This window comes from Vibrio sp. 704 (genome assembly GCF_033339295.1).
Genome location: NZ_JAWOUH010000872.1, coordinates 1 through 549, shown reverse-complemented (window position 1 = coordinate 549; position 549 = coordinate 1). Strand labels below are relative to the sequence as shown.

The 549-nt window shown below is 47.5% G+C and carries 1 pseudogene; it reads right to left on the bottom strand.

Annotated features, from left to right (window positions below):
• Positions 1 to 549 (bottom strand): annotated as a pseudogene (locus tag R7R24_RS29625) (calcium-binding protein); the annotation flags it as partial.

The following is a 549-nucleotide window of genomic DNA, read 5'->3' as shown; positions in this document are numbered from 1 at the left end:
TTGAGTGGTTTCAGTAATGTCGTCACCGGATGCAGTGGTGTAGCTGTAAGCTAAGGTCACGATGCTACCGACTGTCGCCGGATCGCTCAGTGTTACGGTGTATTCGGAAGTAGTTTCACCTTCCGAAACGCTATTCGGGCCGGTCATATTAACGGTTACAGTATCTTCTGGCCCTTGCTCTGCCTCATCTGTAATCGTTGCAACACCGGTAACTGGAGTAGGCTGATCTGGCGTTGAACCGGACAAACTGAATGTTTCCGATCCTTCCGCTAAATTATCATCAATGGTATCCAAGCTAACCGTAAAAGACTCTTCCCCGATCGGAAGAGAAACAGTGAACGATCCATCATCATTCACCTGAATTTCTTGGGTGGTTCCGTCGGATAATGTAATTAAAACCGTTGTATTTACATAATCGGCACCAACATCGCTCGCCGCCCCGCCTACAGCAGAACCATCATTAAGGGTAAAGTCTATGGTGGTTTCTTCTTCCGTTGGTTGATTAAGGGTAACGTCGAAAGAGACTTGCTGCCCTTCATCTACTGCAGG